General features: G+C 71.0%; 9 protein-coding genes and 1 rRNA gene. 6 read left to right on the plus strand and 4 right to left on the minus strand.

Features of this window, described 5'->3' with window-relative positions; genetic code table 11:
* A 5S ribosomal RNA gene (gene rrf / locus ACGFH9_RS09820) occupies positions 1 to 88 on the plus strand; the annotation flags it as partial.
* Positions 89 to 287: 199 nt separating this feature from the next.
* Here the strand turns inward: rrf and ACGFH9_RS09825 are convergent.
* Positions 288 to 974 carry a hypothetical protein gene (locus tag ACGFH9_RS09825; RefSeq protein WP_393217186.1) on the minus strand — a complete coding sequence of 229 codons (687 nt, stop codon included), beginning with the start codon at positions 972 to 974 and terminating at the stop codon, positions 288 to 290.
* A 69-nt stretch (positions 975 to 1,043) separates the two neighbouring features.
* On the opposite strand from ACGFH9_RS09825, the gene ACGFH9_RS09830 reads away from it, so the two are divergent.
* The 3 genes from ACGFH9_RS09830 (at position 1,044) to ACGFH9_RS09840 (ending at position 5,481) form a co-directional block, all read left to right on the plus strand.
* Entirely contained in the window at positions 1,044 to 3,662 is a 2,619-nt protein-coding gene (locus ACGFH9_RS09830; protein ID WP_393217187.1) for a valine--tRNA ligase, read from the plus strand.
* Entirely contained in the window at positions 3,659 to 4,993 is a 1,335-nt protein-coding gene (locus ACGFH9_RS09835; protein ID WP_393217188.1) for a bifunctional folylpolyglutamate synthase/dihydrofolate synthase, read from the plus strand. The genes ACGFH9_RS09830 and ACGFH9_RS09835 overlap by 4 nt, the downstream gene beginning before the upstream one ends.
* A 122-nt stretch (positions 4,994 to 5,115) precedes the next feature.
* Entirely contained in the window at positions 5,116 to 5,481 is a 366-nt protein-coding gene (locus ACGFH9_RS09840) for a DUF4233 domain-containing protein (protein WP_393217351.1), read from the plus strand.
* A gap of 30 nt (positions 5,482 to 5,511) precedes the next feature.
* Here the strand turns inward: ACGFH9_RS09840 and ACGFH9_RS09845 are convergent, their stop codons facing one another.
* The gene (locus ACGFH9_RS09845) at positions 5,512 to 6,975 is read right to left on the minus strand and encodes a VOC family protein (RefSeq protein WP_393217189.1); all 1,464 of its coding nucleotides are present in this window, start codon (positions 6,973 to 6,975) and stop codon (positions 5,512 to 5,514) included.
* A 142-nt stretch (positions 6,976 to 7,117) separates the two neighbouring features.
* Here ACGFH9_RS09845 and ndk point away from each other — a divergent pair, with 142 nt between their 5' ends.
* Positions 7,118 to 7,543 carry a nucleoside-diphosphate kinase gene (gene ndk / locus ACGFH9_RS09850; protein WP_393217190.1) on the plus strand — a complete coding sequence of 142 codons (426 nt, stop codon included), beginning with the start codon at positions 7,118 to 7,120 and terminating at the stop codon, positions 7,541 to 7,543.
* An 11-nt stretch (positions 7,544 to 7,554) separates the two neighbouring features.
* On the opposite strand, the gene ACGFH9_RS09855 is transcribed toward ndk, so the two are convergent.
* On the minus strand, positions 7,555 to 7,761 hold the full coding sequence (locus ACGFH9_RS09855; RefSeq protein WP_393217191.1) for a hypothetical protein: 207 nt from the start codon (positions 7,759 to 7,761) through the stop codon (positions 7,555 to 7,557).
* Positions 7,762 to 7,862: 101 nt separating this feature from the next.
* Positions 7,863 to 9,014 (minus strand): acyltransferase family protein, encoded by a 1,152-nt coding sequence (locus ACGFH9_RS09860; protein WP_393217192.1) that lies wholly within the window; start codon positions 9,012 to 9,014, stop codon positions 7,863 to 7,865.
* A gap of 571 nt (positions 9,015 to 9,585) precedes the next feature.
* Here ACGFH9_RS09860 and ileS point away from each other — a divergent pair.
* The gene (ileS, locus tag ACGFH9_RS09865) at positions 9,586 to 12,732 is read left to right on the plus strand and encodes an isoleucine--tRNA ligase (RefSeq protein WP_393217193.1); all 3,147 of its coding nucleotides are present in this window, start codon (positions 9,586 to 9,588) and stop codon (positions 12,730 to 12,732) included.
* The last annotated feature ends 54 nt before the right edge of the window (positions 12,733 to 12,786 follow it).

Genomic DNA, 12,786 nt, shown 5'->3' on the forward strand with positions numbered 1-12,786 from the left:
CGGTCACATTCCGAACCCGGAAGCTAAGCCCTCCAGCGCCGATGGTACTGCACTCGTGAGGGTGTGGGAGAGTAGGACACCGCCGGACAATCTTCTAGATAGGGCCACCCTGAACAGGGGTGGCCCTATCTCTATATCCATATCTACCCCCACACACACCACCCCACCCCCCACCCCCGCTGATCATGAAGTTATTGCCACCGCTGTCGGCGTGTCGCCGCAATAACTTCATGATCAACCATGAAGGGGGTGGGGTGGGGAAGGGGTGGGGTGGGGGTGGGGGTGGGTCAGTTCCGGGTCTGCATGCCGTCGCGGAGGTCGCGCAGCAGGGAGCCGGCGTCGGTTACCGACCTGCCGGGGAACATCGCCATCGCGACGCTGCCGTGATCGGCCCAGCCGCACACCGCGAAGTCGCCACCCTCACCGCTGGTGCTGCCGCACTTCATGACGCCGCCCAGGTCGCCGGCGGGCACGTCCCGTAGGCCGGTCACCGCGCCGGTCTCGTCGGACATCAGGCCGAAGAGGCTGTTCAAGTCGCGCTCGGGCTGCCACAGCAGGGTGGTGCCGCCGAAGACCAGCACCGAGCGCTTGTCGTCGGCCGGGTCGCGGTAGACGGTCCCGAAACTACGGTCCAGGTCGATGTCGGCGGCCAGGCCGCTGCGCAGGTAGTCCGCCGTGCTCCTGGCCCGCTCGCTGTCGTCCCGCGTCAACCCCGCCACCTGCTCGGGTGAGGTGAGCCGGGTGTCCTTCTGCTGTGCCACACGCCATCCGCCGACGCCGAACACGCCCGCCCCCGCGAGACCGACCACCAGCGCGACCGTCCAGCCGATCTTGCGACGCCGGGACCAGCCACCGGAGCGCTCGTCGGGGTCGCCGCCGGTGTCCCGAGTGCTCAGCTGAATCGGCTCCTCGGTCAGTTCGACCGGCTCGCGGCTGTGGTCGAGCGACCGCTCGGTGAGATGTGCGTCGGACATAGCCGACACCGTACGCGAACGAGAGGTGGCGCACGTCAGGTCTGCGGAAGCCCTCCGTAGACTTGTCAGGTGACCGAGAGACTGGATGCCCGACGCCCCGACGCCCTGACCCTTGCCGGCCAGTACCAGCCCGGCGAGGTAGAGCAGCGACGGTACGAGCAGTGGGTAGCCGCTGGGCACTTCCGGGCCTCCGCCGACAGCGACAAGCCCCCCTTCACCATCGTCATCCCGCCGCCCAACGTCACCGGCTCGCTGCACATGGGCCACGCGTTCGAGCACACGCTCATGGACGCGTTGACGCGGCGTAAGCGGATGCAGGGCTTCGAGGCCCTGTGGCTGCCCGGCATGGACCACGCTGGCATCGCCACCCAGAACCTGGTCGAGCGCCAGCTCGCCGCCGAGGGCCTGTCCCGGCACGACCTCGGCCGGGAGAAGTTCGTCGAGCGGGTCTGGCAGTGGAAGGCCGAGTCCGGTGGCGCGATCCTCGGCCAGATGCGCCGCCTCGGCGACTCCGTCGACTGGGACCGCGAGCGCTTCACCATGGACGCCGGCCTGACCCGTGCCGTCCAGACGATCTTCAAGAAGCTCTTCGACGACGGCCTCATCTACCGGGCCAACCGGATCATCAACTGGTGCCCGCGCTGTCTGACCGCGCTCTCCGACATCGAGGTGGAGCACACCGACGACGACGGTGAGCTGATCTCCATCCGCTACAGCGACGAGGTCGTGGTGGCCACCACCCGGGCCGAGACGATGCTGGGCGACACCGCCGTGGCGGTGCACCCCGACGACGAGCGCTACCAGCACCTGATCGGCACCGAGGTGGAGCTGCCGCTCACCGGCCGGCGGATCCCGATCGTCGCCGACGCGCACGTCGACCCGTCCTTCGGCACCGGCATGGTCAAGGTGACGCCCGCCCACGACCCGAACGACTTCGAGATCGGCCAGCGGCACGACCTGCCCGCGCTGACGGTCATGGACGAGCGTGGCGTCATCACCGTGCCCGGCCCGTTCGAGGGGCTGGACCGGTTCGAGGCGCGGCCCGCGATCGTGGCCGCGCTGCGGGAGCAGGGCCGGATCGTCGCCGAGAAGCGCCCGTACGTGCACGCGGTGGGGCACTGTTCGCGCTGCAAGACGACCGTCGAGCCGCGGCTGTCGTTGCAGTGGTTCGTCAACACCACCCCGCTCGCGCAGGCCGCCGGTGACGCCGTGCGCGACGGTCGGGTCCGCATCGAGCCGGCCGAGCTGGCCAAGCGCTACTTCGCCTGGGTCGACAACATGCACGACTGGTGCATCTCCCGCCAGCTGTGGTGGGGGCACCGCATCCCGGTCTGGTACGGCCCGGCGGGCGAGATCGTGTGCGTCGGCCCCGACGAGACGCCGCCGACCGGTGAGGGCTGGCACCAGGACGAGGACGTCCTCGACACCTGGTTCTCCAGCGGCCTGTGGCCGTTCTCCACCCTCGGCTGGCCGGCAGAGACCCCGGACCTGGCGAAGTTCTACCCGACCAGCGTGCTGGTCACCGGGTACGACATCCTGTTCTTCTGGGTCGCCCGGATGATGATGTTCGGCCTCTACGCGATGGACGGCCGGCCGCCCTTCGACGTGGTCGCGCTGCACGGCATGGTGCGCGACCAGTTCGGCAAGAAGATGTCGAAGTCGTTCGGCAACGTGGTCGACCCGCTGGACTGGATCGACAGGTACGGCGCCGACGCCACCCGGTTCACCCTGGCCCGGGGCGCGAACCCCGGCCAGGACGTGCCGGTCAGCGAGGAGTGGTGCCAGGGCTCGCGTAACTTCTGCAACAAGCTGTGGAACGCCACCCGGTTCGCGTTGATGAACGGCGCGCACACCACCGGTGAGCTGCCGCCCGTCGAACAGCTCTCCACCGTCGACCGCTGGATCCTGTCCCGGCTGTCGCACGTCACCGCCGAGGTCGACGAGCAGTTCGAGGCGTACGAGTTCGCCAAGGTGTGCGATCTGCTCTACCACTTCGCCTGGGACGACGTCTGCGACTGGTACGTCGAGCTGAGCAAGCCGGTGCTCGCCGAGGGCGGTGAGCGCGCGGAGGCCAGCCGTCGGGTGCTCGGGCATGTGCTCGACCAGCTGCTGCGGCTGCTGCACCCGGTCATCCCGTTCGTCACCGAGGAGCTGTGGCTCGCGTTGACCGGCGGCGAGACGGTGCAGGCTGCCGCCTGGCCGGTGGCCGACCGGTCGCTTGTCGACGACGCCGCCGAGGCCGAGCTGGTCGGCGTGCAGCGGGTCGTCACCGAGATCCGCCGGTTCCGTTCCGACCAGGGGCTGCGCCCGACGCAGCGGGTGGCGGCGCGCCTGGACGGACTGTCCGGCGCGGGTATCGCTTCGCACGAGCCGCTGATCCGGTCGCTGGTCCGCCTGGACCCCGCCGGTGACGACTTCCAGGCCAGCGCGACGCTGGCCATGCCCGGCGCGGTAGGTGTCGCGTTGGACACCCGGGGGTCGATCGACGTGGCCGCCGAGCGGGCCCGGCTGACCAAGGACCGCGCGGCCGCCGAGAAGGAGGTCGGGCAGGCTCGGGCGAAGCTCGACAACCCGGCCTTCGTCGGCAAGGCCCCCGAGCCGGTCGTCGCGAAGATCCGCGACCGACTCGCCACCGCCGAGGCCGACCTGGTCCGGATCGACGCTGCTCTGGAGACGCTCACCTCGTGACCGACCGTACCGATTTCGCCGCCGCCGAAGCCGAGCTGAACGCCCGCGGTTTCACCCGCATGGTGTTCGAGCTGGACCGCATCGAGTCGCTGCTCGACCTGCTCGGTAGTCCGCAGCGGGCCTACCCGTCGATCCACCTGACGGGCACCAACGGCAAGACCTCCACCGCGCGGATGATCGACTCTCTGCTGCGGGCTTTCGGCCTGCACACCGGCCGGTACACGAGTCCGCACCTGGAGACCGTCCGGGAGCGGATCAGTCTGGACGGCGAGCCGGTGAGCGAGGAACGGTTCGCCGCGGTCTACGGGGAGATCAAGCCGCTGGCGGAGCTGGTGGACGCTCGGTCCGACGAGCCCCTGACGTACTTCGACATGACGACCGCGCTGGCGTTCGCCACGTTCGCCGATGCGCCCGTCGACATCGCGGTGGTCGAGGTGGGGCTCGGCGGCGCCGAGGACGCCACGAACGTCATCCAGGCCGGGGTCTGCGTGATCACCCCGATCGGCCTCGACCACACCGAGTGGCTCGGCGACACGCTCCAGGACATCGCGCTGGCCAAGGCCGGCATCATCCACCCCGGCGCCACCGTGATCTCCGCGGCGCAGGAGGAGGAGGCCGCGCGTCCCCTCCTCGAACGCTGCTCCGAGGTGGGTGCCACCATCGCCCGTGAGGGTGCCGAGTTCGGCGTCCTGAGCCGGGCGGTCGCCGTCGGCGGCCAGGTGCTCAAGCTGCAGGGTCTCGGTGGCGTCTACGACGACGTGTTCATCCCGCTGCACGGCGCGCACCAGGCACAGAACGCAGCGGTGGCGCTCGCCGCCGTGGAGGCGTTCCTCGGGGCGGGGGCCCGCCGACAGCTCGACGTCGAAGCCGTCCGGGAGGGGTTCGTCACGGCCAGCTCCCCGGGTCGGCTGGAGCGGGTCCGCAGTGCGCCGACCGTCCTGCTGGACGGCGCGCACAATCCGCACGGCATGGCGGCGACCGTGACCGCTCTCCAGGAGGAGTTCGCGTTCAGCAAGCTGGTGGCACTGGTCGGCGTCCTCGCCGACAAGGACGCGGGCAGCCTGTTGGAGCTGCTGGAGCCGGTGGCCGACGTCGTGGTGGTCACCCGTAACAGCTCGCCCCGGGCGATGCCGACGAAGGAGCTCGCCGCGCTCGCCGTCGAGATCTTCGGGGAGGAGCGCGTCGAGGTGGCCGAGGAGGTGCCGGACGCGATCGAGCTGGCGGTCGCGCTGGCCGAGGAGGACGTCCCCGGTGAGCTGAGCGGCGTCGGTGTCCTGGTCACGGGTTCGGTGGTCACCGTGGCCGACGCCCGCCGGCTCCTGAAGCGGTGACCGGCCCCGAGCGCGACCCGCGCGCCACCGACGATCCGACCAGCCCGTCGCGCGGCGAGGCAGGTCCGTCGCACAGCGAGGCAGGTTCGTCGCGCGACGAAGCGGGTACGCCCGGATCGCCCGTGGGGGAGCCGGAGGCCGGACAGGTGCGGCGCTCCGGGCTGCGTAACCCGCAGGGCGCCGTCCGGGGCCTCGGCGCCGGCACGCTCGGCCTGGAGGCGCTGGTACTGCTGCTGGCCATTCAGCCGATCCGGGTGGTCGGCGGTGACCTCGGCGGCGCCGCGATCGCCGTGGTGGTGGCCCTGGCGGTGGCCGCCATCCTGCTCGCCGGGATGATGCGCCGCCCCTGGGCGTGGCACGCCGGCACCGTGCTGCAGGGCCTGCTGATCGTGGCCGGGCTGCTGCACTGGTCGCTGCTGGTGCTGGGCATCATCTTCGCGCTGGTGTGGGCGTACGCGCTGCACGTCCGCCGGGTCATCCTCGGCTGACGCCTGACCCGGTTGAGCGACCCGGCCGGGTCAGGCGTCGGCGCGTTCGCGCCACTGGGTCAGGGCGATGCCGTGGCCGTCCGGGTCCCGGAAGGCCGCCGCCCACACCTCCAGCTTGCTGCCCCGGTTGACCACCCGCGGGGCGTACGTGAAGCGGACGCCGGAGTCGCGCAGCCGCCCGTACGCCGCCTCGATGTCGTCCACCTCGAGGTTGACGTGCACGAGCCGGCGGCTGATCGGTGCCGCACCGGTGACCTCGCGCAGCACCAGCCGGGTCGCGCCGAAGGCGAGCACCGCGTTGCCGGTGCCCTGGTCGACCTCGGTGAAGCCGAGCATGTCGCGGTAGAAGCCGAGCGACCGGGACAGGTCGGTGACCAGCAGGGTCAGGCCGACGCCGCTGATCGGGCCGGCCGGGTCGGTCGCCGACGCCCCGTCGTACCCGAAGATCGCCTCGTCCAGGGACTCGGCCGTGACGGTCTCGCGGGCCGCTCCGGCCGGGGTCGGCTCGTCCAGTGGCGGGTCCAGCGGGTCCAGCGGATCCGTGGCGGCCGGACCGGTCCGCTGCGTCGGCGGGGTCTCGGTGGCCCGGTCGGGACGGTCCGAGGTTGCTGCGGTCCGGGCCCCCGCCGCCGCGGCGACGTGGTCGACGCCGGGCTCGCCGACGCGGTCGTGGCCCGTGTCGACAGGGTCGGCGCCGGGCTGGTCGAAGTGCTCCTCGGCCGCCGGGCGGGGTGCGGGAGTGGCCCGCCGAGGCAGTCCGGCGCCGGCCTGCTGCTCGACGACGACGCCTTCGAGGACCACCGGGCCGCCGGGGGCCTGGCTCACCACCACCGGCTCGCGCTCGTCGGGGGCCCGGTCGTCGCGCAGGGGATCGGGGCCGCGCGGGTCGCGGAACGGGTCGCCACCGCGTGGATCGCGGAACGGGTCGCCACCGCGCGGATCGCGGAAGTCGTCGTCCGGCGCGCGGTCCGCCCACGGCGGGGCGTCCTGCTCGATCAGCACCTCGTCCACGGGGTCGATGTCGCCGAACTCGGGCGGGAGGTCCGCGACGGCCGCGGCGGTCTCGGCGTGGGTGGGCACCTCGTCCCAGAGGACCTTGACGTGCCGCTGGTCGTCGAGAGCGACCCGGATGGGCAGGGTCTGGCCCAGCGACGGCCACTTGGAGACCGGCACCCGCGGCTCGATGATCTTCTTGGATCGGGGTGGCAGGCCGGGCGCGTCGATGACGAGTTGCAGATCGCACCGGCCGAACGCGTACTGGGTGGGTGGCTCGGAGGCGCTGTGCACGTGCGCCACGCCGACGACCCAGGTGCGCCCGCCGCCCTTCACCGTGGCCAGCGCGATCGCCAGCACCAGCAGGGCGACACCGAGGGCGACGATGGCCCAGCTGGTCATGCCCAGCCCGAAGAGGACGACGAAGGTGGCCACGGTGCCGAGCACCGTGCCGACCAGCTTGCGTACCGGCGCGATGGGCCGGTTCCCGCCATTCGCCACAGTGGACCTCCCGGGGGTCAGGGCCAGGCTAGGCCGGATCGGCCACCGGTGGAAAGACCGGCCGCCGCGCCGGCGCCGGGACCGGGTCGCTACGCTGACCGTACCGACCCCAAGCGTTCTGCGCGTACAGGAGGAACCCAGCGTGTCCAGCAACAGCCCGGAAGAGCGCAGCCTCGTGCTGATCAAGCCCGACGCGGTCCGCCGCGGTCTGGTCGGCGAGGTCCTCTCCCGCTTCGAGCGCAAGGGGCTGCGGATCGACGCGATGGTGCACCGGACGATGGACGCCGCGCTCGCGGACGCGCACTACGCCGAGCACGTCGACAAGGCCTTCTATCCCCCGTTGAAGGACTTCATGACCGGTGGCCCGCTGGTCGCCCTGGTCCTCTCCGGCGACGAGGTCATCGACGTGGTCCGTGGGTTGGTCGGCGCGACCGACGGCCGCAAGGCCGCCGCCGGCACCATCCGCGGTGACCTGTCGCTGTCCAACCGGGAGAACCTGGTGCACGCCTCCGACTCGCCGGACAGCGCCAAGCGCGAGATCGCGCTCTGGTTCCCCGAGCTGGGCTGACCGCGTCGGGTTCAGTCGACCGGCGGTAGCTTCTCCGGGTTGCCCACCACGTAGATCCCGGTGATCCGACCGGCGGCGGCGGTCATCGTGTAGCGGCCGCCGTCGGCGCGGGTGAGCAGGATGGCGGGTTCGCCGTTCAACTCGACCCGCCGGGCCGTCCACTCGCGGCGTGGGCCGTAGATCCCGGCGCAGAACCGGACGACCTCGAAAAGCTTCATCCGTTGCACAGCAACCTCCTTGATCGGTTCGACACCGCTACGACGGTCCGATCCGGCCGCGCTGTGACAACCGGGGCTATGAGCCCGGTCACTCGGCTGGGTCAGCCACGGGTCGCGGGGACGGTGTCCGGGAGCACCTCGCGGGGGCGCGGGAGCCGGACGAAACCGTCGACCTCGCCGGGTAGGCGGTCCTGGTCGCGGGGTGCGGGTCGGGACACTCGTGCCGCCAGGTCGCGGCCCACCTTGATCATCGGTAGCTCGACCCAGCGGTAGAGCACGTCCGCGAGGACCAACGCCACCACGACGGCGCCCACGAAGATGCCGGTGCCGTGCCGCCCCAGCGCGGGCAGCAGCCCGACCGCCGCGTGCGCCGCGATGGACTGGACCAGGTACATCGAGTACGACCGTTCGCCCACGAACACCAGCGGCCGCAGCCCCAGCACACGGGCCAGGACGCTGCGCGACAGCAGAGCCGGCAGCAGCAGCGCGGCGGCCGCCGCGTAGCTGCCGATGAGCGCCTCCTGGCCGAGGCGGACCGGCCAGTACCGCACGGCCACCTGCACGGCGGCGAAGGCCACGATCACCACGCTGGCGGTGAGCGGGTGGGTCAGCGGCCGGAGGAGGGCGAAGCCGCGCGGGTGGTGCATCAGCACGGCGGTCAGGCAACCGAGCAGGATCGCCACGTAGTGGATGGGCCAGCTCAGCCAGGCGATCTCCGGCGGGATCAGCGCGACGAGGAGCACGAGGAGCCCGAGGGTGACGGCGAGCCGGCGCCGGAAGGCGCCGGTCACCAGCACGAAGGCGATCGCCGGCCAGAGCAGGTAGAACTTCTGCTCGATCCCGATCGTCCAGGAGTGCAGGTACGGGGCGTTGGCCGGCAGGAAGTCGTTGAGCAGGAGCAGGTAGTACGCCAGTGCGCGTTCGACCGCGTCGGCAGTGCCGTTGAGCCGGGCCAGCGCCCAGGTCAGCAGGAGCACGAGCAGGTACACCGGCATGATCCGGAAGAACCGCCGCAGGTAGAACGCGCGCAGCGAGACCCGCCCGTAGCGGTGTTCCTCCCGCAACAGCAGCGTCGTGATGAGAAAACCGGAGAGCACGAAGAACAGGTGTACGCCGATCCAGCCCGTCAACCAGGCCCAGGACGGACCGCCGAAGTGGAAGGCGAAGACCATGACGGCCGCCACGGCCCGCAGGCCGTCCAGCGCGGGGAATCGACGCATGGCCTGGAACTCGTCGTGGTTGAGCGGACGCACCGGCGAAGTTTGCGCGCGCCGGTCACCGGGGTCAAGCCGCGCTGGTAGCCCGTTCGCGCCCGTCGGACAACAGGCGTTCCGGCGCCCGTCACCCGGACCGCCGACCGTGGTCATCTGCGCCCGGTAGACCGACGGGGTCACCCATGAGTCGCCGGCGGCGCGCTGCTGGGCGGCGCCGACGCGAACGCCGCTCCGGCGTGCGCCCGGCGGGACGCCCCGTGCTGACCCACGGGGTGCCAGCGAGCCGCTGACCACCCCTTCCCCCGGGAACGGGGGCCCGGGGTGGGGGTTTAGTCGGGGGCGGGGCGGGGGGTTGGTCTTGTATCGTTGTGCTTCGTATGGCGATGAACCGGCTATCACCGGTGAGCCTCCGGAAGAACAGCCGGGTAACCGGCCCAGTAGAACCGGACGGGTGCGGCCCGTCACAGCCGGCCAATGAGCGGGCGGTCGATCCTGACCGCCAAGCGGGGTGGTACCGCGGACCACCCGGGAGCGTCGTCGTCGGCGTACCCCGGAAGGTTCGTCCTCGCAGACCCACGTTGCGTGAGCTGCATGAGGAGAGCGACCCCCGATGGCCTATCCGTTGCACGACCCGACCGCCGCCGGTGTCCCGGCGAGCCCGGACCTGCCCGCGGTCGAGCGCCGGGTGCTGGAGCACTGGACGGCCGACAAGACCTTCGAGGTGTCCGTCGAGGCCCGTCCGGCTGGTGACGACGGCAAGAACGAGTACGTCTTCTACGACGGTCCGCCGTTCGCCAACGGCCTGCCGCACTACGGCCACCTGTTCACCGGGTACGTCAAGGACGTGGTGCCGCGCTACCAGACGATGCGCGGGCGGCACGTGGAGCGGCGCTTCGGCTGGGACTGCCACGGTCTGCCCGCCGAGGTGGTGGCCGAGAAGCAACTCGGCATCACCAGCAAGGCGGAGATCATCGACCTGGGCGTGGCCCGGTTCAACGAGGCGTGCCGCACGTCGGTGCTGGAGTTCACCCAGGACTGGGAGCGGTACATCAACCGCCAGGCCCGCTGGGTCGACTTCACCAACGACTACAAGACCCTCGACCTGGACTACATGGAAAGCGTCATGTGGGCCTTCAAGACCCTGCACGACAAGGGTCTGATCTACGAGGGTTTCCGGGTGCTGGCGTACTGCTGGCGCTGCGAGACCCCGCTGTCGAACACCGAGACCCGGATGGACGACGTCTACCGGGACCGGCACGACCCGACACTTACCGTGTGGTTCGGGCTGACCGCCGACGAGTCCGCCCCGGAGCTGGTGCGCGGGCCGGTCAAGCTGGGCGTCTGGACGACCACGCCGTGGACCCTGCCGTCGAACCTGGCGCTCGCCGTCGGGCCGGACATCGAGTACGCGGTGCTGGAACGCGACGGGGAACGGTTCGTGGTGGGCGCGGCGCGGCTGGCCGCGTACGCCAAGGAGCTGGACGGGTACGAGCAGGTCGGCACGGTGTACGGCCGGGACCTGGTCGGACGCCGCTACACCCCGCTGTTCGACTTCCTCGTCGAGCAGGCCGGCGAGAACGCGTACCAGGTGCTGGGCGCGGAGTTCGTCACCACCGAGGACGGCACCGGGATCGTGCACCTCGCCCCGGCGTTCGGTGAGGACGACCAGAACGTCTGCAACGCGGCCGGCATCCCCACCATCGTCACCGTGGACGACCACACGCGGTTCACCGCGCTGGTGCCGCCGTACCAGGGTGAGCAGGTCTTCGACGTCAACAAGCCGGTGATCCGGGAGCTGAAGGAGCGGGGGGTGGTGCTGCGGCAGGACACCTACACCCACTCGTACCCGCACTGCTGGCGCTGCGACACCCCGCTGGTCTACAAGGCGGTGTCGTCGTGGTTCGTCGCCGTGACGAAGTTCCGGGACCGGATGGTCCAGCTGAACCAGGAGATCAACTGGACGCCCGGCCACATCAAGGACGGCTCGTTCGGCAAGTGGCTGGCGAACGCGCGGGACTGGTCGATCAGCCGGAACCGGTTCTGGGGCTCGCCGATCCCCGTGTGGAAGTCCGACGATCCGAACTACCCGCGCCTGGACGTCTACGGCTCGCTCGCCGACATCGAGCGGGACTTCGGCGTACGCCTGACCGACCTGCACCGGCCCGAGGTGGACGACCTGGTCCGCCCCAACCCGGACGACCCGACCGGTCAGTCGATGATGCGCCGGGTGCCGGAGGTGCTGGACTGCTGGTTCGAGTCCGGGTCGATGCCGTTCGCCCAGGTGCACTACCCGTTCGAGAACGCGGACTGGTTCGAGCACCACTACCCGGGTGACTTCATCGTCGAGTACATCGGGCAGACCCGCGGCTGGTTCTACACGATGCACGTGTTGGCCACCGCGTTGTTCGACCGGCCGGCGTTCCGCAACTGCCTGAGCCACGGCATCCTGCTCGGCTCGGACGGGCGCAAGATGTCCAAGAGCCTGCGCAACTATCCGGACGTCTACCACGTCTTCGACGCGTACGGCTCCGACGCGATGCGCTGGATGCTGATGTCCTCGCCGGTGCTGCGGGGCGGGGACATGGCGGTCACCGAGACGTTGATCCGCGACGCCGTGCGACAGGTGCTGCTGCCGCTGTGGAACGTCTGGTACTTCTTCTCGCTCTACGCCAACGCCGACGGGTACCGGGCGCGGCGTCGTACCGACTCGACGCACCTGCTGGACCGGTACATCCTGGCGAAGACGAACGAGCTGGTGTCGACGGTCTCCGCGCAGATGGACGCGTACGACATCTCGGGCGCGTGTGCCACCGTGCGGTCCTACCTGGACGCGCTGACCAACTGGTACGTACGCCGGTCCCGGGACCGGTTCTGGTCCGGTGACGCGAACGCCTTCGACACGCTGTCGACCGTGCTGGAGACGCTCTGCCGGGTGGTGGCGCCGCTCGCGCCGCTGACCGCGGAGGAGATCTGGCGCGGGCTGACCGGGGAGCGCTCGGTGCACCTGGCCGACTGGCCGGAGGCGAGCGAGTTCCCGGCCGACCACGACCTGGTGGCGGCGATGGACAACGTCCGGGCGGTCGCCTCGGCGGCGCTGTCCCTGCGCAAGGCCAAGGGGCTGCGCGTACGGCTGCCGCTGTCGACGTTGACGGTGGCCTCGCCGGCGGCGGAGCAGCTACGCCCGTTCGCCGATCTGATCGCCGACGAGGTCAACGTGAAGGCGGTGGAGTTCAGTGCCGAACTGTCCGCGTACTGCGAGCAGGTGTTGACCGTGGTTCCCCGGGCGCTCGGCCCGCGCGTCGGCAAGCAGGTCCAGCAGGTGATCAAGGCGGTCAAGGCGGGGGAGTGGGAGCTGGTCGACGGCGCCCCGGTGGCGGCCGGCATCACCCTGGCCGAGGGCGAGTACGAGCTACGTCTCGTGGCGGCCGACGCCGAGCACTCGGCGCCGCTGCCCGGCGGCGAGGGCGTGGTGGTGCTCGACACCGAGGTCACCCCGGAGTTGGCCGCCGAGGGCCTGGCCCGCGACGTGGTGCGGGTGGTGCAGCAGGCCCGCCGCGACGCCGACCTGGACGTGTCGGACCGGATCGTGGTGTCGGTGTCGGCGTCCGAGGAGGTACGCGCCGCGGTGGCCGCGTACATGGAGTTCGTGTCGGGTGAGGTGCTGGCCGACTCGGTCGACTTCGCCGAGGGCCTCGACGGTTTCGCCGGTGAGGTGGGCGAGGGCGAGCGGGTGACGGTCACCGTCCGTCGGTCGTAGGGCACGGACGCGAACGCCTCCACACCTGCTGTCTGCGGGGTGTGGAGGCGTCCG

The organism is Micromonospora sp. NPDC049102, from assembly GCF_043197485.1.
Lineage (GTDB): Bacteria > Actinomycetota > Actinomycetes > Mycobacteriales > Micromonosporaceae > Micromonospora.